Source organism: Leucobacter komagatae (genome assembly GCF_006716085.1).
In the GTDB taxonomy this organism is placed as follows: domain Bacteria; phylum Actinomycetota; class Actinomycetes; order Actinomycetales; family Microbacteriaceae; genus Leucobacter; species Leucobacter komagatae.
Map to the genome: position 1 here is coordinate 213,311 of NZ_VFON01000002.1, position 25,734 is coordinate 239,044.

Genomic DNA, 25,734 nt, shown 5'->3' on the forward strand with positions numbered 1-25,734 from the left:
GCTACGAGCATGCCCAGCAGGCGGACGCACATCGCACCCCACGCGCCAGGCGGCCAGCTCGCCGCGGCACTCACCGCGCTTCGGGAAGCGAGCGGGATCACCGACGCTTTCCCGCCCCCGGCCCTCGCAGAGGCACAAACCAGGGTTCCCCCGGAGCCCGAGCTCGACCTCAGGCACATCGAGTTCGTGACGCTCGACCCCGCGGAATCGCGCGACCTCGACCAGGCCTTTCACATCGAACGGACCGGTGACCCAGAGTCCGCAGGCCGCGGGTTCACCCTCAGGTACGCGATCGCAGACGTGCCAGGTTTTGTCAGCGCGGGCGGCGCGCTCGATGCCGAGGCCCGGCGCCGCGGCCAGACGCTCTATCTTCCCGACGGCTCGGTGCCGCTGCATCCCCGCGAGCTCAGCGAAGGGCGCGCCTCCCTCCTCCCAGACGTCGATCGCAGCGCCTACGTCTGGACCATCGAGCTCGACGCCCACGGGCGCTCGACCCTCGACGGCGCCGCCGTGACCGAACCCCGCGTCGAGCGCGCCCGCATCCGATCCCGCGCGAAACTCGACTACGTCTCGGCTCAGGCCGCAGTCGATGCGGCCTCAACGGGCGCGAGCGCACTCACGGGCCCGCTCGCGCTCCTCCCAGAGCTCGGCGAGCTGCGCATCGCGTGCGAACGGGAGCGCGGCGGGGCGAGCCTCAACATGGCAGAGGAAGAGGTGATCCGCGACGACCGCGGGTACCGGATCGAGCGCCGCTTCCCGCTCCGCGTCGAAGAGTGGAACGCGCAGCTCTCCCTGCTCACCGGGATGGCCGCGGGCCGCATCATGCTCGACGGCGGGATCGGGATTCTCCGCACGATGTCGCCGCCCGACGTGGCCGCGCTCGCCGAGTTTCGGGAGCGCGTCGCGGCGCTCGGGCTCCCCTGGCCCGAAAACATCCCGTACGGCGAGTACCTCCGCACCGTGCCGGCCGACACCCCGGCGGGCGCCGCCGTACTGCACGCCGCGTCGAGCCTCTTCCGCGGCGCCGATTACGCCGCGTTCGGCGTCGAGCGCGACGGCGAGGTGCTCGTGCCGCCCGCTCACCCCGAGCAGGCTGCCATCGCCGCCCCCTACGCCCACGTGACCGCGCCGCTGCGGCGTCTCGTCGACAGGTGGGGTCTCGCCATCTGCGAGGCCCTGTGCGCCAGCCGAGAGGTGCCCGCGTGGGCCCGCGAGAGTCTCGGCGACGTGCCGGGGCTCATGCGATCCTCAGCGTCCCTCGCCGGGAGGCTCGGCTCTGAAGCGCTCGACCGCATCGAGGCGGCGCTGCTCCGCGACCGCGCGGGCGAGGAGTTTGACGCCGTCGTGCTCGAGGCCCGCGGCGAGACCGCGCGCGTGCAGATCGTCGACCCTGCCGTGACCGCCCGGATGCCAAACCCGGGCGGCGCGCTCGTCGCCGGTCGCCACGCCCGCGTCCGGGTAATCCGGGCAGACGTCGCGACCGGCGCGATCGAGCTCTCCGCCGTCTGAGCCGCCCCGGCAGGCGGAGCGGCCCGCGGGCTACTCGAACCGGGTCGCGGCGAGTGGCAGTTCGCTCCGCACAGAGCGGAACACGACGAGGATCGCCACGGCGGCGAGCCCCAAGCAGACCCCGACGAGCCCGAGGTAGCTCGCGTCGGGCAGCGTCACCTGCCGGTCCCCACCGCTCAGCGCGACCACGACCGCCCACGCGGTGAGGAAGCCCAGCCCGATCGTGATGAGGAACACGGTCGCGAGCGGCAGCGCGGTCTCAATGACGATCATGCGTCTGAGCGTCGCCGCGGGCATCCCGCTCAGGCGGAGCAGGCCGAGCTGACGGCGGCGGTCGATCATGCCCGCTATCGTCGAGACGGAGAGCGAGATCACGGAGATGAGCGTGGCGATCAGGATCCCGATCCACGCCAGGCTCACGTACTGGCGAGCGAACCGAGTCGCGCCCGCGTCCGTGCTCTCCGCCCGCGTCGCGGGCAGCGTCGACAGGCTGAGGTCGTTCGTCGTCATCGCGGTGCGCGCGCGCTCGAGCGACCCTGGCTGTCCGTCGGTGAGCACCATCACGAGCGTGGGCGTTGCGGTCTCGGCGGCGGCAGCCGGCACACCGATCGTGTCAATGTCTCGCCCAAGCTCGAAGTTGCTGAAGTAGGGCTGTTCGAGCCAGAGCCACTCTGCGGTGCCCGGGTCGAGGCCGATCGCCCGGGCGTCGTCTGCTTCCATCACAAAGCCACCGCTGAACAGCGCCTCGTCGGCCCCCTCGGGGACGTTAGACCCCGCGGCCTCGGCGTCGTACCAGCCGACGCTGATGACCCTGTCGACTCCCTGCGTCTCGGCCACGCGCGTGAGGCCTGCCGTCTGCCGACCCGCGTCGACCTCGATGCCCACACTCGCCGTGAGCGCGTCGACTGGCACGAGCTCCGTGGGCGGCACGTCAGCGACCTCCTCGGCAGTCTCGGTCGTCGTCCCGACCGCGAAAACGGTCACCACGAACAGCGCGAGTACGAGGCCGCTCACCGAGCGGAACGTCGCGCGCGGGTGCCTGGCGATCCTGCGCATCGCGAGCACGCCCGCGGCGCTACGGGCGCGGGCGGCGCCCGCCCCGCTCACGACCGCTGCGAGCCACGGCCCGGCGAGCACGATGCCGACCGTAATGAGGACGAAGCCGACAAGGATCGCGATATCCGGTACCCCGATATCGAGCCCCGACGCGGCGACCGCCGGCGCGGCGATCACAGCGGCGCCAAGCGCGAGCGGCACAAGCGACCACCACCTCGGCCGACGCTCCCGCTGCTCGCGGCTGCCGCCGAGCGGGCCGAGCCCCGCACGGAGGGCAGTGAGGAAGGCGACGACGCCGGCGAGCAGCGCGGTGCCGAGGGCGGCGAGCACCATCGCCCACACCGGAACGCTGAGGTCCGAGAGGAAGAAGCGCGACCCCTCGATCTCGACGAGCGCCGCGAGCGGGCGAACCGCGAAGAAGAGGCCGATGCCAGCGATGGCTCCAAGCAGGGCTGGGATCATTGCTTCAAGCCCGGCAAGCACGGCCACGAGGCGTGGCGAGGCTCCGATGAGCCGGATCGTTGAGAAGCGCTCGGCTCGGGCGGCCTGCCCGAGCTTCGTCACGATGGAGATGAGCACGGCGACTGGGAACAGCACGGCGATACCACCGACGATCGCGATCATGGCGTACGCGGGGCTCGGGAACCGTATGCCTGAGAGCTCGGTGTGCAGGCTCGCGCCGAGCAGCGGCTCGACCGTCGCGGCGTCTTCCCCGACAATCGCGAGCTTCGTCTCTGGGCCGAGGAGGGCCTCGGGCCCGACAGTACCGATGCGGGTGCCGAAACGGTCACCCAGCTGGTCCGCCGGGGCGGCGTCGATGAGGGCCGCGAGCGCCGGGGAGGCGTAGTACTCCCCCGGCCTCGGGGCGCGGTCAATGCCCGGCACCGCGACCGTGGAGTCGGGTGTCGCAGCGATCGAGACTCGCGTGATGGCTTCCCCGTTGAAGTAGTCGCCAGCGCCGCCGAGCATCCCGCTCGGTGCGACCCAGACGGTGTCGTCCCCGAACTCGAGCTCTGCGACCTGTCCGGTCTTGAACGCGCTGTCGAGAGGCCAGGTCGACCGGGCGCTCCGGTCGCCGAGCGCCTGATAGGCGGCGAGAACCAGCAGCAGGAGCGCGACGCCGACGGCAACACCCGCGGCGATGCCACCCAGGCGTTTCAGGCCACCACGCTCGCGCGAGGCAAGCACCCAGCCGAGCGTGAGCGCCCTCATCGGCTGAGCCCCGACAGCTTGCCGTCGCGCACGACGATCTCGCGGTCTGCGTACGCGGCGGTGCGGGCGTCGTGGGTGACGAGTACGACGGTGGTGCCCGAAGCCCGCGAGAGCTCGGTGAGGGTGAGCATGACCTGCTCGGCCGACAGTGAGTCGAGCGCGCCGGTCGGCTCGTCTGCGAAGATCACCTTGGGGGCGGTCACGAGGGCGCGAGCAATGGCAACGCGCTGCGCCTGCCCACCCGAGAGCTCTGACGGGAGCTTCTCGGCGTGATCGGCAAGCCCGAGCCGTTCGAGCCACCGCCGGGCCTGTCGCAGCGCTACCTTCCTCGCCTGGCCGGCAAGCAGCAGCGGGAGCGACACGTTGTCTACCGCGCTGAGGTCGGGCAGCAGCTGACCGAACTGGAAGACGAAGCCGAACTCGGAGAGCCTCAGCTTCGCGCGGGCGGCCTCGCCAAGTGCGCTGAGCTCAGCGGTCTCGCTGGTCGAGGGGTCGCGGTACGACGCGGTGCCGCTGTCTGGCGTCAGCACCCCGGCGAGGATGTGGAGCAGGGTCGACTTGCCGGAGCCCGAGGGCCCCATGATCGCGAGGATCTCGCCCTGCGCAACGTCGAGGTCGACGCCGCGCAGGGCGACGTCCATGCCGAATGACCGCTCAATGCCGCGGACGCTGAGCACCGGGTTCATCGTGCGACCTCCGCTCGCAGTTCGCCGAGCCTCGCAGACGTGAGTTCGATCCAGCGGAGGTCTGCCTCGATGTGGAACAGCGCGTGGTCGAGGACGAGCACGGTGGCCAGGTCGGCCCCGAGCTTTCGCCGCGTGAGCTCGCGCATCCGTGCGAGGTGCTCGGCGCGCTGCAGGTCGAGCAACCGCGCCGCATCATCGTCGAGCAGTAGCGCGATGATCGTCTTCGCAAAGAGGTTGCTCTGCAGCGCCGGCGAGGGGGTATCGGCGGAGAACAGCCACTGCTCAAGTTCGGCGCGGCCGGCCGGGGTGATCTCGTAGCGCTTCCGGTCGGGGCCGCCGCCGGCCTCGTCGCCGAGCAGCGCGATGAAGCCGTGCTTCATGAGGCGGGCGAGCGTCGCGTAGACCTGGCCGAAGGCGAGCGGCTTCTCGGCGCCGAAGTGCCTGTCGTAGTCGTGCTTCAGGTCGTACCCGTACCCTGAGCCGGTTCCGAGCAGCCCGAGGAGAGTGTGGGAAGAGTCCATCGTTGCCATACACCGAGCGTATACTCGCAGTGTATAGTGGCGCAAGCCGCGTGCGTTCGATCACTCTTCTGGAGATCTGCAGATCAAATGCAAGAACGGCCCCAGCCCTGCATACGATCGGCAGATCGCAGGGGTTGGGGCCGTTCTGGCGGCGGGTGCCGACCTGGGCCGCTGGGGCCGGGCCGGCGGCGGGTGCCGGCCGCTACTTGACGGCGAGCACCTCGGGGGCGCCCGACTCGCGCTCGTGCCCCATCTCGTCAGCGATGCGGTTCGCCTCCTCGATGAGGGTGACGACAATCTCTGACTCGGGCACGGTCTTGATGACCTCGCCCTTCACGAAGATCTGACCCTTGCCATTACCCGAGGCGACGCCAAGGTCGGCCTCGCGTGCCTCGCCGGGGCCGTTCACGACGCAGCCCATGACCGCGACGCGCAGCGGCACCGTCATACCCTCAAGGCCCTTGGTGACCTCTTCGGCGAGCGTGTAGACGTCGACCTGCGCGCGGCCGCACGAGGGGCACGACACGATCTCGAGCTTGCGCTCGCGAAGGTTCAGCGACTGCAAGATCTGCAGGCCGACCTTGACCTCTTCGACGGGGGGCGCCGACAGCGACACACGAATCGTGTCACCGATGCCCTCAGAGAGCAGAATGCCGAACGCCGTGGCACTCTTGATGGTGCCCTGGAACGCGGGGCCAGCCTCGGTCACGCCGAGGTGCAGCGGCCAGTCACCGGCGGCGGCGAGCTGCCGGTACGCCTTCGTCATCACGATGGGGTCGTTGTGCTTCACCGAAATCTTGAAGTCGTGGAAGTCGTGCTCCTCGAAAAGCGACGCCTCCCAAACCGCGCTCTCGACGAGCGCCTCGGCGGTGGGCTTGCCGTACTTCTGCAGCAGGCGACGGTCGAGGGAGCCGGCGTTCACGCCGATCCTGAGCGAGACGCCCGCATCCTTCGCGGCCTTCGCAATCTGCCCGACGTTGCCGTCGAACTGGCGAATGTTGCCCGGGTTCACGCGCACCGCGGCGCACCCCGCGTCGATCGCCGCGTAGATGTAACGCGGCTGGAAGTGGATGTCGGCGATCACCGGAATCTGGCTCTTCTTCGCGATGATGTGCAACACATCCGCGTCGTCCTGGCTCGGCACCGCGACGCGCACGATGTCGCAACCAGCGGCCGTGAGCTCGGCGATCTGCTGGAGCGTTCCATTGATGTCGGTCGTCGGAGTCGTGGTCATCGACTGCACAGAAATCTGCGAGTTGCTGCCCACGCCGATCGAACCGACCTTGATTTGACGGGTCTTGCGCCTCGGAGCCAGAACTTCCGGCACCTTCGGCATTCCCAAATTCACTGCTGCCACGGAACCGAGTCTACCGGGGTCAGCCGAGCGTTAGCCGAATAGTGCGACAGGCTTCACAATATCCGCGTACATGAGCAGCAGGCTCATCGCGCCGAGGGCGATCACGACGACAAACGTAATGGGCACCATCTTCGCGGTGTCAACGGGGCCCGGGTCGGGCTTGCCGCGCAGCCGCGCCCACCCACGCTTGATCGCCTCGTAGATCGCGCCGGCAATGTGCCCGCCGTCGAGCGGCATGAGCGGCACAAGGTTGAACACGAACAGCGCCACGTTGAGAGAGCCCGCGAGGCTAAAGATGAACTGGGCGCGAGCCGAGAACGGCACCTCGTCCATGCTCACGACCTCACCCGCGAGCCTTCCGACGCCGACGACGCCCATCGGCCCGTTCGGGTCTCGCTCCTCGCTACCAAACGCCGCCTGCCACACGTCGACCAGGCGCGACGGGAGGTTCAAGATGACGCCGGCAACGTTCTTGACGTTCTCGCCAACGAAGGCCGGCACCTCGGTGATCGGCCGCTGCACGACTTCGGAACCTGGCGAAGCACCGATCATGCCGACGCTCTCGGTCTTCGGCGTGCCATCTTCATTCAGCAGGGCCTTGCCGCTCGCGTCGACGAGGATGCGCTCGTTCGCCTCGGGTGTGAGCGCGAGCGTCTCAGTCTTCCCGTCGCGCTCAATCTCGACCTGCAGCGTGACGCCGGGCGACGACGCAACGGTCGCGCGGAACGCTTCCCACCCCTCGATTGGCTGCCCGTTGACGGCAACGAGCGTGTCGCCCGGCCTGAGACCCGCGGCCGCAGCCGGCGCCGCCGGGTCGTCGGTGCTGCAGCTCGTCTGCGTGCTGCCCGCGGGCACGAGGCACTCGCTCACGTGAGAGAGCGTGGTGCTCGATTGCGCGACACCAAACCCCGAGATGACGATACCGAAGAACAGGAACGCGAGCAGCAGGTTCATGAGCGGCCCGCCCGCCATCACGATGATCTTCTTCCAGACTGGGAGCCTGTAGAACGACCGGTGATCCTCCCCCTCCGGGATCGTCTCCGCGCTCGCGTCGCGCGCCTCATCGACCCAGCCCGCGAGCCCGCGACGGTACTCGGCGTCGTCGTGTCCGACGGCGCCGGCATCCCCAGGGGCGTTAGCGGCGTCCGCCGGCCCGACGTCCCCGACCCGCGTGATCTCGTCGACGATCGTCTCGCCGTGCTTCTTCCCGACCTTAACGGGCGCGTCCTCGACGACCGAGTTCAGAAACCCGGTGGTGGACTCGCGCGGCGCCTCCCCCGGCTTTGAGGGCGGGTACATCCCGATCATCGCGACGTAGCCGCCGAGCGGCAACATCTTCACGCCGTACTCGGTCTCGCCCTTCTTGCGCGACCAGATGGTACGCCCGAAGCCGATCATGTACTGCGTCACCTTCACGCCAAAGAGCTTGGCGGGGAGCAGGTGCCCGATTTCGTGCAGCGCGATCGAGATGCCAAGCAGCAGCACGATGATGAGGATGCCGAGGGCGTAGAGGAGAACGGTAGTCACCGGTTTAGCGTACCCGCGGCGGCTGTGCGTCGCCCCTCAGTAAGGCGAGCTCTCAGCACTCGATGACGTTGACGGCGAGCCCGCCGCGCGCGGTCTCCTTGTACTTGTCACTCATGTCCTTGCCCGTCTCGCGCATCGTGATGATGACTTCGTCGAGCGTGACGTGGTGCTCGCCGTCGCCCATGAGCGCCATCTTCGCGGCGTTGATCGCCTTCGATGCGGCGATCGCGTTGCGCTCGATGCACGGGATCTGCACGAGCCCGCCGATCGGGTCGCACGTGAGCCCGAGGTTGTGCTCCATCGCGATCTCGGCGGCGTTCTCGACCTGCTGCGGCGTACCTCCGAGGATCTGCGCGAGGCCCGCTGCCGCCATCGACGATGCGGAACCGACCTCGCCCTGGCAGCCGACCTCGGCGCCCGAGATCGACGCCTGTTCTTTGAAGAGCACGCCGACGGCGGCCGCGGCGAGCAGGAAGTCGACGACGACGCGCTGCTTCTCTTCCGCGCTCCAGGTCGCGGCGCCCGGCGCGTAGTGCGTCGCGTAGAAGAGCACCGCGGGGATGATGCCGGCCGCGCCGTTCGTCGGCGCGGTAACGACGCGCCCGCCAGACGCGTTCTCCTCGTTCACGGCGAGGGCGACAAGGTTGATCCACTCCTGCCAGAACACGGGGTCGCGATCAGGATCCTGTTCGCTCAGCTTGCGGTGCCACTCTGGCGCGCGCCGGCGCACGTTCAGCCCACCGGGCAGCACGCCGGTGCGGGTGAGGGCGGAGTTCTTACACTCCTCCATCACGTCCCAGATGTGGGCGAGGCCGCTGCAGATGCTCTCCTCGTCGCGGCTCACGAGTTCGTTCTGGAACATCACCTCAGCGATGCTCAGCCCGTTCGACTCGCTGTGCACGAGCAGCTCCGCGGCCGTGGTGAACGGGTATGGCTGCTCCGCGAGCTGCTCGGCGAGGCGGTCGAGAATCTTCTCCTCGGCCCCGTCGCGCACGATGAAGCCGCCGCCGACCGAGTAGTAGGTCTGGTCGTCGAGCACTTCGCCCGCGGCGTCGAGCGCCGCGAACCGCATGCCGTTCGTGTGCGTCTCGAGCACCGTCAGCGGGCGGAGCACCATGTCGGCGACGCCGAACGGCACGACCGCCGGCCCCGCCCCGAGGGCCGCATCGCCGAGTTCGGCGCCGACCCGCAGCTCGCCGGTTTCTTCGATCCGGGAGAGCGCAGCCTCGACCTCGCTCGGCAGCACGGTTTCGGGGTCGAACCCCTCGAGCCCGAGCAGCACGGCGGTGAAGGTGCCGTGCCCGTGGCCGGTGGCCGCGAGCGAACCGAAGAGGTCCACCCGCAGCCCGGCCACCCCGTCAAGCTGGCCGCGCGCGGCGATGCCCGCCACGAACGCGTGACCGGCGCGCATCGGCCCGACGGTATGGGAGCTCGATGGCCCGATCCCGACGGTAAATAGATCGAATACGCTGATCGCCACGCTGCGGCCTGCCTTTCGGGGTGTGAGTGGGTGGGGGCGCGCTACGCGACGGTTGCGTCGTTCGCGGCGGCGTACTCCTCTGCTGAGAGCAGCGGGCCCTCAGCGGTGACGGCAACGCGGAACAGCCACGCCGCACCGTACGGGTCGCTGTTCACGAGCGCGGGGTCAGCGACGACGGCGTCGTTGATCTCGACGACCTCGCCCGTGACGGGGCTGTAGAGGTCAGAGACCGACTTCGTCGACTCGATCTCGCCGCAGACCTCGCCCGCGGTGAGCTGCTTGCCAACCTCGGGCAGCTCGATGTAGACGACGTCGCCGAGCGCGTCGGCCGCGACCTGGCTGACGCCGACGGTTGCGGGGCTCTGCTCATCGATCCACTCGTGCTCTTCGGAGTAGCGGAATCCTGCGTGTACCTGGCTCATGGTGTTCTCGTTTTCTTTCTGTGGGGTGCTGTGGGGGTGTGCTGTGCGTTGCCCGAGACTACGCGCCGCGCTTGTAGAACGGGAGCGCGACGACCTCGAACGGCTCACGCTTGCCGCGCAGGTCGACCTCGACGGTCGTGCCCGGCTCGGCGAAGCTCACGTCGAGCTTCGCGAGGGCGATCGGGTGGCCGAGGGTCGGGCTGGGCTGCCCGCTCGTGATGACGCCGATCTCGCGCGGCGCCTCGTCGGTGACCTCGGACAGCGGGGTGAAGACCGCGTAGCCGCCGCGACCCGCGCGGCGTCCGAGGCCCTTCAGCCCGACGAGCACGCGGCGCGATCCCGCTTCCTTCGCCGCCTCGAGCGCGGCGCGCCCGACGAAGTTCTCGGTCTTCTTGAACGAGACAACGCCGCCGAGGTTCGCCTCGAACGGTGTCGTGTCGACGTTCAGCTCGTTGCCGTAGAGCGGCATGCCCGCCTCGAGGCGCAGCGAGTCGCGCGAGGCGAGGCCGCAAGGGGTGAGGCCGTGGCTCTCGCCCGCGGTGAGCAGCAGCTGCCAGAGCTCGGGCGCGCGGTCGGCCGGGATGTACAGCTCGAAGCCGTCCTCGCCCGTGTAGCCGGTGCGCGCGAGCAGCACGTCAATACCCGCGACCGTGACCGCCGTCCACGCGTAGTACGCGAGGCCCGCGACCGCGGCGCGCTCGTCGTCGGTTGCGACGACGGCGCGCACAATCGCCTCTGAGTTCGGTCCCTGCACGGCGATGAGCGCGGTGTCGGCAGACGCGTCGGTGACTTCGACCGCGAAGCCCTCGGCGCGCTCGGTGAGGAGGCGCGCGACCGTCGGGGCGTTGCCCGCGTTCGGCACGACGAGGTAGCGCGTCTCGGCGATGCGGTAGACGATGAGGTCGTCGACGATGCCGCCCTCGGCGTTCACGATGAGCGAGTACTTCGCCTTGCCGACAGCCGTCACGGCGAAGTTGCCGACGAGGGCGGTGTTCAGGAATGCAGCGGCGTCGTCGCCCGACACCCAGACCTCACCCATGTGCGACAGGTCAAAGAGACCGGCGGTCTCGCGAACAGCGCGGTGCTCCGCGAGCTCGCTGCCGTACTTCAGGGGCATGTCCCATCCGCCGAAATCGGTGAACGATGCGCCGAGCTTCTCGTGCTCGCCGTGCAGCGAGGTGTGCTTGGGCTGTGCCGTGATGTTCTCAGTCATGGTTAGTCCTCGTAGGCTTCGATGGGCGGGCAAGAGCAGACAAGGTTGCGGTCGCCGAACGCACCATCGATGCGCGAGACGGGCGGGAAGTACTTGTCGACGCGCAGGCGCTCGCTCGGGAACGCGGCCTGCTCGCGGGTGTACGCGCGGTCCCAGCTGTCGGAGACAACGACCGCGGCGGGGTGCGGAGCGCCGCGCAGCGGCGACGCCTCGATCGCGTAGGTGCCCGCGATGACCTCGTCGATCTCCGCGCGAATCTGGATCATCGCCTCGATGAACCGCTCGATCTCCCCGAGATCCTCCGACTCGGTCGGCTCGACCATGAGCGTCCCCGGAACCGGGAATGCGAGGGTCGGCGCGTGGAAGCCGAAGTCGATGAGGCGCTTCGCCACGTCCTCGGCGGTGACGCCCGACTTCGCGGTGAGCTCCCGCAGGTCGAGGATGCACTCGTGCGCGACGAGCCCGGTCTCGCCCGTGAACAGCACCGGGAAGTGCTCGCGCAGGCGCGCGGCGATGTAGTTCGCCGAGAGCAGCGCGGTTTCGGTCGCGCGGGTGAGCCCCTCGCCGCCCATCATCGCGACGTACGCGAACGAGATCGGCAGGACGCCAGCGGAGCCGAAGAGGGTCGCCGCGACGGGAATCCCGTCGGTCGTCTGGATCCCGGCTGAGCCGAGGCCCGCCGCCGGGTTGCCCGGTAGGAAGGGCTTGAGGTGCTCGGCAACCGCGACCGGGCCGACGCCGGGGCCGCCGCCGCCGTGCGGGATCGCGAAGGTCTTGTGCAGGTTCAGGTGCGAGACGTCGCCCCCGAACTCGCCCGGCTTGCCGAGGCCGACGAGCGCGTTCATGTTCGCGCCGTCAATGTACACCTGGCCGCCCGCCGCGTGCACGCGGTCACAGACGTCGCGCACATCAGCGTCGTACACACCGTAGGTCGACGGGTACGTGATCATGATCGCCGACAGCGCCGCCTGGTGCTGCTCGATCTTCGCGTCGAGATCGTCGAGGTCGATCGCGCCAGTCGGGGTGTTCTTCACGATGACAACGCGCATGCCCGCGAGCACCGCCGAGGCGGCGTTCGTGCCGTGCGCGGACTCGGGGATGAGGCAGACGTCGCGGCCAGTGTCGCCGTTCGCGAGGTGGTAGCTGCGGATCGCGAGGAGGCCCGCGTACTCACCCTGCGAGCCGGCGTTCGGCTGCAGCGAGATGCCAGCGTAGCCGGTGATCTCGAGGAGCCAGTTCTCGAGGCGGCTGATGAGCTCGCGCCAGCCGGCGCTCTGGTCGGCGGGCACGTACGGGTGGATCCCGGCGAACTCGGGCCACGAGATTGACTCCATCTCGGCGGTCGAGTTGAGCTTCATCGTGCACGAGCCGAGCGGGATCATCGTGCGGTCGAGCGCGAGGTCGCGGTCGGCGAGGCGACGGAGGTAGCGCAGCATCTGTGTCTCCGAGCGGACCTCGTGGAAGATCGGGTGCGTGAGGTACTCGCTCGTGCGGGTGAGCTCTGCCGGGAAGGCGTACTCTCCGGCGGCGACGGCAGCGGGCACCGCGGCACTGAAGACCTCGGCGACGGCCGCGACGGTCTGCGCGGTCGTCGTCTCGTCGAGCGAGATGCCGACGGTGTCTGCGTCGACGAGGCGGAGGTTCAGCCCCGCGTCAGCCGCGACGGCGACGATCTTCGAAGCGACGCCGGGAACGCGCGCCCAGAGCGTGTCAAAGAACGAGTCGCGCACGAGCTCAACGCCGACGCCCGAGAGGGCTGCGGCGAGCGCGCGGGTGTGCGCGTGCGTGCGCTGAGCGATCCGCTTGAGCCCGTCGGGGCCATGGTACACGGCGTACATCGACGCGGTGATCGCGAGGAGCGCCTGCGCGGTGCAGATGTTGCTCGTGGCCTTTTCGCGGCGGATGTGCTGCTCACGCGTCTGGAGCGCCAGGCGGTAAGCCGTGCGGCCCTCCTGATCCTTCGAGACGCCGACGAGGCGACCCGGGAGTGAGCGTTCGAGGCCCTCGCGCACCGCGAAGAACGCCGCGTGCGGCCCCCCGAAGAACAGCGGCACGCCGAAGCGCTGCGTGTTGCCGACCGCGATGTCGGCTCCCTGCTCGCCCGGCGAGGTGATGAGCGTGAGCGCGAGGAGGTCGGCTGCGACGGTGACCATCGCGCCGCGATCCTTCGCCTCCTTGATCACCGCCGCGTGGTCCACGACCGCGCCATCGTTTCCGGGCTGCTGCAGCACGATGCCCGAGATCTCGCCGTCGGGCAGGCCCTGAGTGAGGTCTGCGACCTCGACCTCGAAGCCGAGCGCCTCCGCGCGGCCCGTGATGACGGCGATCGTCTGCGGGAAGAGGTTCGCGTCGACGACGGTCTTCGCGTCTGCCTTCGCCTTGTTCGCGCGGCGCATGAGCAGCACGGCCTCTGCAGCCGACGACGCCTCGTCGAGCATCGACGCGTTCGCGACGGGCAAGCCCGTGAGGTCAGCGACCATGGTCTGGAAGTTCAGCAGCGCCTCGAGGCGGCCCTGCGAGATCTCGGGCTGGTACGGCGTGTACGCCGTGTACCACGAGGGGCTCTCGAGCACGTTGCGGCGAATCACCGGCGGCGTGTGCGTGCCGTAGAAGCCCTGCCCGATGAGCTGCGTCTTCACGACGTTCTGCGATGCGAGGCCGCGGAGTTCTGCGAGGACGCCCTCCTCGCTCAGCGCGTCGGGCAGATCAAGCGGGCGCGCGCTGCGGATCGCGGCGGGAACGGCGGCGTCGACGAGGGCCGCGCGGCTCTCAAACCCGAGGGCGTCGAGCATGACCCGCTGGTCGGCGTCAGAGGTGACGCCTATGTGGCGGTTCTCGAAGGGTACGGACAGTGCTGGTGATGTCACAGAGGATCTCCAATATCGGGGTCGCGCGCGACCAACGTAAAGATCCTCCCCGCTCTGTACTGTGACCTGAGAGATTCGAGCGAGTGAAACCACCACTGCACCCTTGCACCTTCGGTGAGCGGGAAACCCGCTGCTTTTCAGAGTTGCCTAGGCGTTGCGGTACAGGGGCCTGAGAGTTTCCCAGGGAGGGTTTGCTCCTACGGCGCCGGGGCTCACCCGGTCTCTCCCGCAATGCTTCAACGGCGTATTCAGTTGTTACGGCAGAGTCTACCCTGCCCTGTGGGCTCGGGCTACGCCGCGAAGAGCCGGTGCGCCTCGGCGCGTGCCCAGCGCTCGGCCTCGGCGAGCGTGTCGAGCGTGAGCTCGCTCGGCGCGTCGTGCCTGTCGACGACCTCGCGCACCGCGTCAACGATGCCAGTGAACGTGATCTTCCCGTCGTGGAACGCGTCGACGGCCTCCTCGTTCGCCGCGTTGAACACGGCGGGGAACGTGCCCTTCGCCGCACCGACCTGCTTCGCGAGGTTCAGCGCGGGGAACGCCTCGTTGTCGACGGGCTCAAACTCCCAGGTCGCCGGCTTCGTCCAGTCGATGGGAACCCCGATGTTCGACAGCCGCTCGGGCCACGCGAGACCGAGCGCGATCGGCAGCCGCATGTCGGGGGGCGACGCCTGCGCGATCGTCGAGCCGTCAATGAACTCGACCATTGAGTGCACGATCGACTGCGGGTGCACGACGATGTCGATCTGCTCGTAGGGGATGTCGAACAGCAGGTGGGCCTCGATGACCTCAAGCCCCTTGTTCACGAGCGTCGCCGAGTTCGTGGTGATGACCCGGCCCATATCCCACGTCGGGTGCGCGAGCGCCTGCTGCGGCGTGACGCCGTGCAGCTCGTCGCGGGTGCGCCCGCGGAACGGGCCGCCCGACGCGGTGAGCACGAGCCTCCGCACCTCCTCGTGCGCACCTGAGCGGAGGGCCTGCGCGAGCGCCGAGTGCTCGGAGTCAACGGGCACGATCTGCCCGGGCTTCGCGAGCCGCTTCACAAGGTCGCCGCCGACGATGAGCGACTCCTTGTTCGCGAGGGCGAGCGTGCGCCCAGCCTCGAGCGCCGCGATCGTCGGCGCGAGGCCAACGGAGCCGGTGATGCCGTTGAGCACGACGTCTGCGTCGACATCGCGCGCGAGCTGCACAGCCGCGTCAACCCCGAGCCCCGTGTATTCGACGCCGAACTCGGCTGCCTGCTCAGCGAGCCGTTCGGCGTTACGCCCGGTTCCGAGCGCAACGACCTCGAACCTGTCGGGGTGGCGCCTGATCACGTCGAGCGCCTGCTCGCCGATCGAACCGGTGGACCCCAAAATCACAACGCGCCTCATGCAGACTATTCTGCCTGAGGCGCGCTGTGCGGTGCGACCCGAGCCCCGCTGTCCGGGGCCGGGCTAGACTATTCGACCTTCGAGACGAGCTGCAGCACGAAGGTCAACGTGTCGTTCTGGAGTTCGTGGCCCGCGCTGCCGCCGTAGCCGAGCTCGGGCGGGATGGTGACCAGCACCGTCGAGCCGATCTTCTGACCGACCATCGCCTGAGTGAAGCCCTGGATTAGCGCGCCCTCGGCCGTCGAGAACTCGATACCGGTCTCGCTCCAGTTGCCGTCGAACCGCTCCCCGCCGTTCCACTTCACGCCGACGTAGTTCGTCATGATCTTCTCGTCGCCCGCAACTACCGGGCCGTCGCCTTCCTCGAGCACCTTGACTTCGAGCTCGGCGGGCGGCTCCATGCACTTCGGGATCGTGATCGTGGGCTCGGACTTGCCGTCGCCCAGGTCAACCTCAGGGAACTTCTCGTCGCGCGGCTCGAGCTTCTCGCACGGCTCGGCAACTTCGTCTGCCTCGGTGAAGTCGAACACGAACACGAACGCGTCGGTCTTCTTCAGATCGGTGAACCCGCGCTCCGCCGGGTCGACGTCGCCGAGAGCCTTACCGACGGAGGTCACGATAGCGGTACGCTGCCCGACTGCGCCACAGCGCACGGCGTCGTAGGCCCACTCGGCGTCGACGAACTGCGCTGGGTCGTTCGGGAACTTCATATCGGGTGCGATGTTCACAACCTCGCCGGTCTTGCCACTGAAGATCGTGTAGTTCGCGGTCGCGACCTGGCCCTCAGCGAAGACCTCCCCCTTGCCTTCCTTCAGCACGGTGCGCTCGGTCTTATCGCCGATCTCAATCGGGGTCTTCGAGGTCAGTTTGATCTCGCCACCGACGTCACCCGTCACCTTGATCGACTTGCTCGCGGCACCGGCGGGTGCGCAGCTCTCGCCTGTCGCATCTTTGGTGATAGTGGTCGTGCTGCCGGTCGTGCAACCGGTGAGCAGCAGCGCGCCGACAATGGCCGTCGGCAGAAGAAGGCGGGAGAGTTTCACGGGGATCCTGTTCTCGTCGATGGGATCAGACGGGTCAAATGTACTTCAAGTCTGGGCCATCGTGTGAGTCTGAGGCTGGGAGCGGGCCGCATCCGGGCCCCGCGGCCGGGTCTCGGGGCGCTTCCGCGGGGCATCTTCGGCCCGCCCTTGGCTGGGCAGCTCACTAGATCTGCGTTCGACGTTCCCTATTGCAAAACAGCCCCGAAGCGGCATTGCCTTTGCAGATCACATACCCTGCGCGGGCCTGGGAGTCCGCTACGCCCCCGGTTCCTCCGTCCCCGGGCGGAAGCAGGCGACACGGTGGTCACCATGCGGCGCTGGCCGCGACTCGAGCTCGGGCCGCCCAGTCGAACAGGCTTCAACGGCCCGCCAGCAGCGTGTGCGGAACGGACAGCCCGACGGCGGGTCAATGGGGCTCGGCACCTCCCCAGTCAACTGGATGCGCTGCCGCGTTTCCCGCGCGGCAGGGTCAGGGATCGGGGACGACGACAGGAGGGCGCGCGTGTACGGGTGGCTCGGGGCTGCGTACACGCGCTCCGTTGGCCCCTCCTCTACGATCCTTCCGAGATACATCACTGCTACCCGGTCGGCCATACTGCGCACGACAGCGAGATCGTGGCTGATGAACAGGTAGCTGAGCCCGAGCCTGGCTTGCAGATCCTTGAGCAGCGTCACGATCTGCGCCTGCACCGATACGTCGAGCGCCGAGAGCGGCTCGTCGAGCACAAGCATCCGAGGCTCGACAGCGAGAGCCCGCGCGATACTAATGCGCTGTCGTTGCCCGCCAGAGAACTCGTGCGGGTACCTCTCGAGGTGCTCGGCACCGAGGCCGACGAGTTCGAGCAGCGAGGTCACTCTCCCTCGCCACTCTGCACGCGGCGCGAGATCCCCGTGGATTTCAAAGGGCTCGCAGAGAATGTCCTCGATCGTCATCCGAGGGTTCAGCGAAGCAAACGGGTCTTGCAGCACGATTTGCACGTCACGCCGAAACCTCAGCCTGGAACCGCGATCAGTGCCGATTGGGGCGCCTTCGAAACGCACGTCGCCCGCGCTCGGTTCTTCAAGCAGACTCACGAGTGAGGCGAGCGTACTCTTACCGCAGCCGGATTCACCCACCAACGCGAGGCATTCGCCCGGCGCGATCGCCAGATCAACGCCATTAACCGCGTACACCGTCGCCTTTCCACGGCCACCCGACCGTTTCACCGCAAAATGCTTCGCAAGGCCGGAACCCGTAAACAGTGCGTTCGTCATGAGCTAGCTCCGTCAGTTTCGTCAACGTGTTCGAGGTGGCACGCAAGCTCGCGCCCAGTAGCGCCGTGCTGCATGGGCGGCGGATCCGCCTCACACAGCGATGTCGCGATCGGACAGCGCGGCGCGAACACGCACCCGCTAGGCAGCCGTCGGGGGTCGGGTAGGCCGCCCGGAATCGGCGTTGGAAGCGCGGTGAGGTCGATGCGCGGGACCGAGCCAAGGAGACCACGGGTGTAGGGATGCTTGGGGTTGCCAAGCACCTCGTGCACCGACCCGACCTCGACGATCTTCCCCGCGTACATCACGACGATCCTGTCGGCCATCTCCGCGGCGACTCCCACGTCGTGCGTGATCATGAGTAGAGCCATGTCGCGCTCGGCACACATGCGTCGGAGCAGCTGCAGAATCTGCAGTTGCACGGTCACGTCGAGCGCGGTCGTTGGCTCGTCCGCGATGAGGAGTTCAGGCTCGAGCGCGAGGGCCATCGCGATCATGATGCGCTGCCGCATGCCTCCGGAGAGCTGGTGCGGGTAGTTCTTCGCCCTCTGCTCTGGGTCGGGAATCTGCATGGCACGCATGAGCTCAACGGCGGTGTTGCCCGCTTCTTTGCGGCCCATCCCGCGATGTACGCGGAGGGCCTCCGCGATCTGGGCACCCACGCGGTGCACTGGGTTGAGCGCCGACAGCGCGTCTTGAAACACCATTGAAATGCGACTACCACGAACGCGGTTGAGGTCGCCCGACAGCAGGTCTTCGTTTCCCAGGTGGAGCCGGTTAGCGGTCACCGCGGTCGTGCGGGGATCGTGGAGGCCGAGAATCGACTGCGCCGTCACGGACTTGCCAGATCCGGATTCGCCGAGCACGACGACGCACTCACCCTTCGCGACGCTAAACGTGACATCGCGCACCGCTGGGATGGGGGTCTGCTGGTCGCGGCCGAAGCTGACGTTCAGCCCATCTACCGAGAGAAGTTGCGTTGTCATGAGCGCACCTTTGGGTCGAGCAAGTCGCGCACCGTATCGCCGAGAACAACAAAGGCGAGCACCGTGACGCAGAGAAACAGTGACGGGAATAACAGGAGGTGCGGGTGCGAGTTGAAGTAGCTCTGCGCCGTGTTCAATTGCAGGCCCCAAGAGATCGCGGGGGCTTGGAGGCCGACGCCGAGGTACGTGAGGCCGGCTTCACCGGCGATGATCCCGCCGACGCTCAAGCTCGACAGCACAATGACGGGCTGGATCGCGTTCGGGAGGATATGCCTGCGCATGATCCGCCCATTCGAGGCGCCGAGCGCCCGCGCCGCTCGCACATACTCCATGTTCTTCACACTCATCACCGTCGAGCGCATGACGCGCGTCTGCGTTGGCCACGAGAAGATCGCGAGCGTAATGCATACCGTGAGGATGTTGCGAACCCCGATTGCCGTGAGGATCACGATCGCGGCAACCATGAACGGGAAGCCGTAGAACACGTCAGTGATGCGCCCGAGCACGGTATCGAACCAGCCGCCGTAGAAGCCGGAGAGCAGGCCCAACACAACTGCGATAGCCATCGTCGTGAGTGTGACAGCAATCGCGATCGTAATCGACGGCCGTGCCCCATAGATCACGTTCGCGTACAGGTCGCACCCCTGCACATCGAACCCGAACGGGTGCCCCGACGTAGGTGGCATTCCCGAGAACGCGAGGTCACAGTCTCGCGGGTCGCCGTTGCCGAACAGCGCCGCGAACGGCTGCGGCACGATCGAGATAAAGAGAAATAGGATCACGATCGCCGCGGGAATCACGAACCCCGGTCGCCGCAGCAGAGCGAGGATCGCGGGTGGCTTACGCCTGGTCGCGGTGACGATTGCCTCCGTGCGGGGCGCAGTAGCTGGGTTAGGCATGGCGAATCCTCGGATCTAGGTAGGCGTAGAGCACGTCGACGAGCAGGTTCACGACGAGGAACACGATGACGAGCAGCGTCGAGATGCCGACAACCGTTGGGCCGTTCTGCTGGCCGATGGCGAGGAAGATCTGGTTGCCGAGCCCCGGCAGGTTGAAGATGCCCTCGATAATGATTGCGCCGCCCATCAGGGCACCGAATTCGATGCCGAGAAACGTCACGACTGGGATCAGGGAATTGCGCAGCGCGTGGTTCGTGACAACCCTGCGGCGTGGCATACCTTTTGCGATCGCGGTGCGAACGTAGTCCGACTGCAGATTCTCGATCAGGCTTGACCGTGTGAGGCGCGCAGTTGCTGCGAGCCCCATGATCGCGAGCGCGGCAGCAGGCACGATGAATGCGACTGGCCACCCCGCGGAGACGCCAGCGACGGGGAACCACTTGAGCTGCACGCCGAAGACGATCTGAGAGACGTACGCGACGACGAACACGGGAACCGCGAACGCAAGCGTGGTCACGATGCCAACCAGGTGGTCAGGGAACCGACCGCGGTTGAGCGCGGCCCAAACCCCGAGCGGGATTCCGACGATCACCTGCATCGCCCAAGCTGTCGCGCCGAGCATGATGCTCGTCGGCCAGTTTCGCGCGATGATCGCGGAGACCTCGTGCCCTTGGAAGTCCGTGCCGAAGTTACCTTGGAACAGGTTCAGCATGTACTTGCCGTATTGAACGAGCAGGGGGTCGTCAAGGTTGTAGCGCTGGCGAAGCTCGTTGTACACAGACGGTGACAGGTGCTGTTTGCCACCGCCGAGCGCGGCAATCGGGTCGCCCGGAAGGGCATACACGACGACGAAGATCAGGAAGGTTGTCCCCAGGAATACGGGAATCACCTGAAGCAGGCGTTTGAAGATGTAACCGGCCATCGGTTCCTCTCGCGCGGGCGGGGTGGCGCGACGCGACGCGCCACCCCGGTATCCGCGTGGTGAGCTAGTTCACCTGCACGTCGCGCAGGTCGCCGAGGCCACTGAAGCCAACGGGTACGGACTTCACGTTCTCGGACCAGGCTGCCGTGTAGTAGCCGTAGTAGAGCGGGATGATCGGCTGGTCTTCCCAGAGGAGGCGTTCGGCTTCCTCGAAGAGGGGCAAGCCTTCTTCGACGGGGAGAGCGTTCGCCTGCGCGACAAGTTCGTCAACCTTTGGGTTGGAGTAGCCCGTCTTGTTGCCATAGCCGTCGGTTGTAACGAGCGGGCCAAGGAAGTCGGAGACGTGCGGGTAGTAGGCGCCCATATACAGCTGGAAGGGACCCTGCGCCTGCTTGGCGTCAACGATCTCGGCGTGCTTCGCGTAGCTGCTCAACTCAAAAGTGACGTCATCGATTCCGAGAACCTTCTTGAACTGGTTCGCCATCGCCTGCAGCTCCTGGTCACGGCCGGCGTACTGGTCGCCGTAGAGCACCATCTCGCCAGACCAGCCGCCCGCTTCTTCGAGTAGCTGCTTGGCCCGCTCGGGGTCGTACGTGCAGGCGTCGCAAACGCCCTCCTGCGCCCCGACGACGGTGTCGGGTGCGATCGAACTCGCAGGCGCGCCCGCACCATTCAGGATCTTCTCGGTGAAAGCATCACGGTCAATCGCGAGCGAGAGCGCCTGGCGAACCTTGACATCGGCGAAGCGCTCATCCCAGAGTGGCAAACCGAGGTAGTTGAGGTTCGGGATCTTCGAGACGGCAGTGCGTCCGTCGACAAGGCCGTCGACCTCTGCGAGACGGTCCGGCGGAACCGGGTAGACGATGTCAAGATTCCCAGCCAAGAGGTCATTGAACGCGGTGTCCTGGCTCTGATACGGAACGAACGTGATCTTCTCTGCGTTGCCGGCCTTGCCCTGGTACTCGTCGAACCGAGTCACGTCGACAGGCTGGTTGGGCTCATAGGCGTTGTCGATTGAGTAGGGGCCGTTTCCGATCGGCTTCTTGCCGAAGCCATCGATGTCCTCAAAGGCAGCTTCAGGCATCGGCGCGAACGCATTCGAGGTGAGCAGGTACGGGAAGAGGCCGAAAGGCTCTGTGAGCGTTACCGTGAACTCGGTTTCGCTCACCTCAGTGAGGCCAGACAGCTCCGTGGTCGTCGCCTCACCCTCCGCTGGGTTGAGATCAGCGTATCCCGCGATCTTGTTGAAGCTTCCGTTTTGCAACCAAGCGTTCTTGCCGAGCGCAGCGGCGTTCCACGCCCGGATGAAGCTCGCGGAGGTGACGGGCTCGCCGTTATGGAACTTCCAGCCGTCCTGGAGCGTGATCGTCCAGGTGAGTTGATCGTCTGACTCCACGGACTTGGCGGCTGCGGGAACCGGTTCGCCGGTCTCAGCATCGAGATCCATCGGCGTCGTGAACAGCATCTTTGAGAGGTTGTAATCCCAGGTGTTTGCGGGCGTCAGGTTCACCGGGTCATACATCGAGATCTTGAAACTTGACGACCCGTCGCCGCTACCGGCTCCGGGGACTGAGCAGCCGACGAGCAGCGAGAGAGCGAGGGCGGCTCCCCCGGCCGCAAGAGCGACTCTGCTCCTGCGCTTTGTTGCATACTTCACTATGCGACTCCATTTCCTTCGGTGTTAGTGGGTGAAGAATGTGCGATGCCCCATGCGGCAAACCCCAGGGCTGCGGAGCGCTCAGCGACCGTGTCAGCGAGCGAGCGGCCCGTCGCGTGGCCCGCGTTGCGCGTGACGCGGAGGAATGTCGTCGACTCGCCCCCGACCGTCTCTCGTAACGCGGCAGCAAGCGGGTAGGCGTGTGGGCCCGGAGGCACCCGGTCATCCTGGTCAGCCGTGAGCACAAGCGTCGGCGCGTAGCTGCGCCCCGGGAACACGTTGTGCAGCGGCGAGTACGCCGCAAGAAACTCGCGATCAGCGGGCGCGTCAGGGTCGCCAAACTCAGCGATCCAGCCGTGCGCGGCCGTGTAGCGATGGAAGTTCAGCATGTCTGCGACGGGCACCTCCGTAATGACGGCCCCGAATAGCTCTGGCCGCTGCACAAGCGCGGCCGAAGTCATGAGCCCGCCGTTGGACATACCGTTGATTGCGACGCTGCGCGGCCCAGCCCAGCCCGCGGTTTCGAACCACTCTGCGCACGCAATGAGATCCTCGATCCCGAGCTGCTTCCGCTCGCGTCGCGCGGCCTGATGCCAGCTCTCGCCAAGCTCGCCGCCGCCGCGCACGCCTGCATAGGCAAGTACGCCGCCGCCGCGCAGCCAGGCAAGGTGCCAGGCGCTGAAACCATTTGTCGCGAACGGCACCGAATATCCGCCGTACACCGAGAGGAAGACCCGCGCGTCGCCAGCGGGCGTGACGCCCGCGGCCCGCACCACGCGCATCGGGATCCGAGTGCCGTCGGCGCTCGTCGCCCAGTGCGTTTCGACGGTGAGCGGCGACGAATCTTCCGCGGCCAAGCTCGCCAACTCGGTCAGTTCTACGCGGGCGACTGTTCGTGCTCCCCCGATGACCTCGATGTCCAGTGCGAGCGCATCAGCGCCGAGAGTGGCCGACCGCTGCAGCACGCTACTCGCGGGGAGCGTGTCGCGCTGCGCGACTGAGCCGTCAACCGCTGAAACGACCGTGAACTTTGTCCCTTCGAGCGCGTGAGCGATAAGTACACAGTTCGCACCGAGCTGGTGAGCATCCGAGAGTGGCTCATCTTCCGGCGACTCGTAGAGCACTGATTCGGTTCCGGCCGCGTCGACCGAGAGTAGTCGCCCGGCGGAGTGGCCGCGGTAGCTCAGCACGAGAGTCGCGCCCTCGTGAGCACCGACGAGTGAGTCAGGCCCTTCCTCGTCAAGCACCGTTTCCCAGACATCCGCGTCGCTCAGCGGCAGCGGTCGGCGGAGGATGGTCGCGGGCACAATTCCCTTGAGCTGTTCGAGGAACAGCCAGTGACCGTCGGCCGAGGCTGTGGGGATGACCCAGGTCGTCTCGCGCGGCTCGTATATGACAGGGTCGGACGACTGCTCCGTGCCGACCCGATGCACTCGGATGCGGGCGCCCGAATTGAGTGCGGTGAGCTCCTCGCCCGCCGGAGGCATATCCCACGACATGTACGCAAACGTTCGGTCGTCAAGCCATGCGAGGTCAGGCCACTTCATCCCAGTGAGCATGTCAGGGGCGTCTTCACCCGTAACCACGTCACGGATGCGGGCGAGCTGCCAATCGGCCCCACCTGTCGATACGGTCCACACCACGTGGGCACCATCGGGGCTTGGGGAGAAGGTTGCGATCGAGTCCGTCGTCGTCTCAAGCACGTCGGCCGAGACGAGCACACGGGCTCCCGTGGCGTCGCTCACCCACAGCGAGTGCTGTTCCTCACCCTGTGCGCGTCGAAGTTGGAAGGTGCGGCCACCTGCCGCCTTCGGGAGGGACTGGTCCTCTGCGCCGAGAATCTCAGTCAGGTCAGCGCGGATCGCATCGATTCCGGGGATTGCGTCGAGGTGCGCGTCAGCGCGCGCGTTCTCGGCATCGATCCAGGCTTCAACCTCAGCGCCCGGCGTGTTCAGCCAGGCAAACCGTGCGGCGGATGCGGCAGCGTCGGCTGCAAACGAGTGGGGTGTGTGTTCCGTCATTGACTCACCTTCGAGTTGGGGTTGCTCGACATTAACACTATTTTCAGAAATTACTGAAACTTTATTTTTTGCATTGTTTCGGTGCGATCGCCCCGGTAGAGTCGAGCGATAGTCACCACACAAGGGAGAACTGTGCAGAACGAACAACGGCCCGCAGCGGAAGATCCCGCGAATCGGAGCCACCAAGCGCGGGCTGAGTTCGTCGAGGCCCTTGGGTTCCTCGTCGAAAGCATCCGCTGGATGCCGCGTATGAACGGCAGAGTACTCGGCTGCCTCCTCGTCGCCGACGGCCCTCTCACCCAGGCAGAGCTCCGCGACCAGCTCGACGCGAGCCTAGGCGCTGTGAGCACCGCAACGCGGGCGCTGCTTGAGAAACGCTTCGCACTGCGGGTTGGGTTGAGCGGCAGCCGCCAGACAGGTCTTGTCATTCATCCCGATGCCTGGCGCAACATGGAGGAGGACGGCATCGCCGGCGTCCAGGAGTACTCCACACTTGCACTCACGACCCTCGAGGCGCTCGGCGACGAGGAGTCCCCCGCTGCTACCCACCTGCGGCAAATGAACGACTACTTCGTCGAGGTTGAGCGGCGCATGAGGGCAATCCTCGTGTGGTTCGATGAGCAAAAGCAGACGACTCGCTAGGGCATACCGACTCGCAAGCTCTCTCCGTTCACTGGGCGGCAGACTCATTAATTGGGGTCGCTCACCGGCTGAGCCACCTCACTTGATCTGCGTTCGACGGTCCCTATTGGCATACAGCCCAAGAACGGCATTGCTTTTGCAGATCACGTTCGGTGCGCGGGCCAGGGAAGGGGTGAGGGACGGCCCCGCAAGGGCAGTCCCAGCAGAGCAGCCGGCTCAGGCAGAGCCGAGCCCAGCCCTAAGCGCGCTTCGCCGCGAGCGCCGCCGCGTACAGCTCCTTGCTCGACAGCCCCGACGCCTCGGCGACCTCACGCGTGACGTCCTTCAGGCGATCCCCCGCTGCCACGCGCTCGAGCACCTCGGCCAGCGCGGCCTCCGGTGACGCGGCTGACGCCGTGGCGCCACCGACGACGACGACGATTTCGCCGCGCACGCCGGCCCGCGCCCATTCGGTGAGCTCGCCGAGCCCACCGCGCTTCACTTCCTCGTACATCTTGGTCAGCTCGCGGCAGACGGCGGCTGGGCGGTCGGCTCCAAAGGCGTCGGCGAGGTCGGCGAGCGACGTCGCGAGGCGAGAGGGCGCTTCGAAGAACACGAGCGTGCGCCGCTCACCGGCAAGCTCCCGCAGCAACCGGCTCCGCTCACCGGCTTTCCGAGGCAGAAAGCCTTCGAACGCAAACCTGTCGGTGGGCAGACCCGAGACCGCGAGGGCCGTGATCACGGCCGACGGCCCCGGGATCGCGCTCACCTGAACACCTGCCTCGGCGGCGAGCTGCACGACGCGGAAGCCGGGGTCTGAGACCGTGGGCATACCGGCGTCGCTCACGAGCACGATGTCTTCGTGCTTTGCGCGTTCGACGAGTGTCGCCGCCCGGTCGTGCTCATTGTGGTCGTGAAGCGCGACGAGCTCCGGGCGGGCCTCGATCTCGAGGAGCCTGAGAAGCTGCGCCGTGTGCCGGGTGTCTTCGGCAGCGATCACGGTCGCGCTCGCGAGCGTCTCACGCAGCCGCGCCGATGCGTCGCCAAGGTTGCCGATCGGGGTTGCTGCGAGGAGGATCATGCCCCAATGCTACGGGCTTCTCGCGGGCGGCAG

The 25,734-nt window shown here is 67.3% G+C and carries 20 protein-coding genes and 1 riboswitch; of the genes, 2 read left to right on the forward strand and 18 right to left on the reverse strand.

The window, feature by feature from the left end:
* Positions 1-9: 9 nt before the first annotated feature.
* Positions 10-1,509: an RNB domain-containing ribonuclease gene (locus tag FB468_RS15880; protein WP_141888702.1), complete on the forward strand. Its 1,500-nt coding sequence runs from the start codon at positions 10-12 to the stop codon at positions 1,507-1,509.
* A 30-nt stretch (positions 1,510-1,539) separates the two neighbouring features.
* Here the strand turns inward: FB468_RS15880 and FB468_RS15885 are convergent, their stop codons facing one another.
* The 17 genes from FB468_RS15885 to FB468_RS15965 form a co-directional block, all read right to left on the reverse strand.
* Positions 1,540-3,777, reverse strand: coding sequence for an FtsX-like permease family protein (locus FB468_RS15885; protein WP_141888704.1), 2,238 nt, complete (start codon positions 3,775-3,777; stop codon positions 1,540-1,542).
* Positions 3,774-4,463 carry an ABC transporter ATP-binding protein gene (locus tag FB468_RS15890; RefSeq protein WP_141888706.1) on the reverse strand — a complete coding sequence of 230 codons (690 nt, stop codon included), beginning with the start codon at positions 4,461-4,463 and terminating at the stop codon, positions 3,774-3,776. The genes FB468_RS15885 and FB468_RS15890 overlap by 4 nt, the downstream gene beginning before the upstream one ends.
* Positions 4,460-4,993, reverse strand: coding sequence for a PadR family transcriptional regulator (locus tag FB468_RS15895; protein ID WP_246056009.1), 534 nt, complete (start codon positions 4,991-4,993; stop codon positions 4,460-4,462). Before FB468_RS15895 ends, FB468_RS15890 begins: the two co-directional genes overlap by 4 nt.
* A gap of 193 nt (positions 4,994-5,186) precedes the next feature.
* A complete protein-coding gene (ispG, locus tag FB468_RS15900; protein WP_141888987.1) occupies positions 5,187-6,320 on the reverse strand; it encodes a flavodoxin-dependent (E)-4-hydroxy-3-methylbut-2-enyl-diphosphate synthase in 1,134 nt (377 codons plus the stop codon).
* A gap of 51 nt (positions 6,321-6,371) precedes the next feature.
* A complete protein-coding gene (locus FB468_RS15905; protein ID WP_141888708.1) occupies positions 6,372-7,868 on the reverse strand; it encodes a M50 family metallopeptidase in 1,497 nt (498 codons plus the stop codon).
* Between the two features lie 52 nt (positions 7,869-7,920).
* Entirely contained in the window at positions 7,921-9,348 is a 1,428-nt protein-coding gene (locus FB468_RS15910) for an L-serine ammonia-lyase (RefSeq protein WP_141888710.1), read from the reverse strand.
* Between the two features lie 41 nt (positions 9,349-9,389).
* Entirely contained in the window at positions 9,390-9,770 is a 381-nt protein-coding gene (gene gcvH, locus FB468_RS15915) for a glycine cleavage system protein GcvH (RefSeq protein ID WP_141888711.1), read from the reverse strand.
* A 58-nt stretch (positions 9,771-9,828) separates the two neighbouring features.
* Entirely contained in the window at positions 9,829-10,983 is a 1,155-nt protein-coding gene (gene gcvT, locus FB468_RS15920) for a glycine cleavage system aminomethyltransferase GcvT (protein WP_141888713.1), read from the reverse strand.
* Between the two features lie 2 nt (positions 10,984-10,985).
* Positions 10,986-13,850 (reverse strand): aminomethyl-transferring glycine dehydrogenase, encoded by a 2,865-nt coding sequence (gcvP, locus tag FB468_RS15925; protein WP_141888715.1) that lies wholly within the window; start codon positions 13,848-13,850, stop codon positions 10,986-10,988.
* Positions 13,851-13,997: 147 nt separating this feature from the next.
* Positions 13,998-14,089: riboswitch (glycine riboswitch) on the reverse strand.
* A 51-nt stretch (positions 14,090-14,140) separates the two neighbouring features.
* Positions 14,141-15,220 carry a 1-deoxy-D-xylulose-5-phosphate reductoisomerase gene (dxr, locus tag FB468_RS15930; RefSeq protein WP_141888717.1) on the reverse strand — a complete coding sequence of 360 codons (1,080 nt, stop codon included), beginning with the start codon at positions 15,218-15,220 and terminating at the stop codon, positions 14,141-14,143.
* A 68-nt stretch (positions 15,221-15,288) separates the two neighbouring features.
* On the reverse strand, positions 15,289-16,263 hold the full coding sequence (locus FB468_RS15935) for an FKBP-type peptidyl-prolyl cis-trans isomerase (protein WP_141888719.1): 975 nt from the start codon (positions 16,261-16,263) through the stop codon (positions 15,289-15,291).
* Positions 16,264-16,518: 255 nt separating this feature from the next.
* Positions 16,519-17,517, reverse strand: a complete 999-nt coding sequence (locus tag FB468_RS15940; RefSeq protein WP_141888721.1) for an ABC transporter ATP-binding protein — start codon at positions 17,515-17,517, stop codon at positions 16,519-16,521.
* Positions 17,514-18,500, reverse strand: coding sequence for an ABC transporter ATP-binding protein (locus FB468_RS15945; RefSeq protein WP_141888723.1), 987 nt, complete (start codon positions 18,498-18,500; stop codon positions 17,514-17,516). Before FB468_RS15945 ends, FB468_RS15940 begins: the two co-directional genes overlap by 4 nt.
* The gene (locus tag FB468_RS15950) at positions 18,497-19,399 is read right to left on the reverse strand and encodes an ABC transporter permease (RefSeq protein WP_141888725.1); all 903 of its coding nucleotides are present in this window, start codon (positions 19,397-19,399) and stop codon (positions 18,497-18,499) included. The genes FB468_RS15945 and FB468_RS15950 overlap by 4 nt, the downstream gene beginning before the upstream one ends.
* On the reverse strand, positions 19,392-20,321 hold the full coding sequence (locus FB468_RS15955) for an ABC transporter permease (protein WP_141888727.1): 930 nt from the start codon (positions 20,319-20,321) through the stop codon (positions 19,392-19,394). The genes FB468_RS15950 and FB468_RS15955 overlap by 8 nt, the downstream gene beginning before the upstream one ends.
* A gap of 64 nt (positions 20,322-20,385) precedes the next feature.
* Complete coding sequence (locus FB468_RS15960; RefSeq protein WP_141888729.1) at positions 20,386-21,978, reverse strand: peptide ABC transporter substrate-binding protein; 1,593 nt, start codon at positions 21,976-21,978, stop codon at positions 20,386-20,388.
* The gene (locus FB468_RS15965) at positions 21,978-23,999 is read right to left on the reverse strand and encodes a prolyl oligopeptidase family serine peptidase (protein ID WP_141888732.1); all 2,022 of its coding nucleotides are present in this window, start codon (positions 23,997-23,999) and stop codon (positions 21,978-21,980) included. The genes FB468_RS15960 and FB468_RS15965 overlap by 1 nt, the downstream gene beginning before the upstream one ends.
* A gap of 132 nt (positions 24,000-24,131) precedes the next feature.
* Between FB468_RS15965 and FB468_RS15970 the strand changes: the two genes are divergently transcribed.
* Positions 24,132-24,641, forward strand: a complete 510-nt coding sequence (locus FB468_RS15970) for a GbsR/MarR family transcriptional regulator (protein WP_141888734.1) — start codon at positions 24,132-24,134, stop codon at positions 24,639-24,641.
* A 238-nt stretch (positions 24,642-24,879) separates the two neighbouring features.
* Here FB468_RS15970 and rsmI read toward each other — a convergent pair whose 3' ends face one another.
* Positions 24,880-25,701 (reverse strand): 16S rRNA (cytidine(1402)-2'-O)-methyltransferase, encoded by an 822-nt coding sequence (gene rsmI / locus FB468_RS15975; protein WP_141888736.1) that lies wholly within the window; start codon positions 25,699-25,701, stop codon positions 24,880-24,882.
* Between the last annotated feature and the right edge of the window lie 33 nt (positions 25,702-25,734).

What these genes read in the sequence shown, in the direction of transcription:
- FB468_RS15950 (WP_141888725.1), bottom strand. Translation starts at nt 19,399, where the DNA reads ATGCCTAACCCAGCTACTGCGCCCCGCACGGAGGCAATCGTCACCGCG.
- FB468_RS15940 (WP_141888721.1), bottom strand. Translation starts at nt 17,517, where the DNA reads ATGACGAACGCACTGTTTACGGGTTCCGGCCTTGCGAAGCATTTTGCG.
- rsmI (WP_141888736.1), bottom strand. Translation starts at nt 25,701, where the DNA reads ATGATCCTCCTCGCAGCAACCCCGATCGGCAACCTTGGCGACGCATCG.
- gcvT (WP_141888713.1), bottom strand. Translation starts at nt 10,983, where the DNA reads ATGACTGAGAACATCACGGCACAGCCCAAGCACACCTCGCTGCACGGC.
- ispG (WP_141888987.1), bottom strand. Translation starts at nt 6,320, where the DNA reads ATGCCGAAGGTGCCGGAAGTTCTGGCTCCGAGGCGCAAGACCCGTCAA.
- FB468_RS15885 (WP_141888704.1), bottom strand. Translation starts at nt 3,777, where the DNA reads ATGAGGGCGCTCACGCTCGGCTGGGTGCTTGCCTCGCGCGAGCGTGGT.
- FB468_RS15955 (WP_141888727.1), bottom strand. Translation starts at nt 20,321, where the DNA reads ATGGCCGGTTACATCTTCAAACGCCTGCTTCAGGTGATTCCCGTATTC.
- FB468_RS15895 (WP_246056009.1), bottom strand. Translation starts at nt 4,993, where the DNA reads ATGGCAACGATGGACTCTTCCCACACTCTCCTCGGGCTGCTCGGAACC.
- gcvH (WP_141888711.1), bottom strand. Translation starts at nt 9,770, where the DNA reads ATGAGCCAGGTACACGCAGGATTCCGCTACTCCGAAGAGCACGAGTGG.
- dxr (WP_141888717.1), bottom strand. Translation starts at nt 15,220, where the DNA reads ATGAGGCGCGTTGTGATTTTGGGGTCCACCGGTTCGATCGGCGAGCAG.
- FB468_RS15965 (WP_141888732.1), bottom strand. Translation starts at nt 23,999, where the DNA reads ATGACGGAACACACACCCCACTCGTTTGCAGCCGACGCTGCCGCATCC.
- FB468_RS15880 (WP_141888702.1), top strand. Translation starts at nt 10, where the DNA reads ATGCCCAGCAGGCGGACGCACATCGCACCCCACGCGCCAGGCGGCCAG.
- FB468_RS15945 (WP_141888723.1), bottom strand. Translation starts at nt 18,500, where the DNA reads ATGACAACGCAACTTCTCTCGGTAGATGGGCTGAACGTCAGCTTCGGC.
- FB468_RS15890 (WP_141888706.1), bottom strand. Translation starts at nt 4,463, where the DNA reads ATGAACCCGGTGCTCAGCGTCCGCGGCATTGAGCGGTCATTCGGCATG.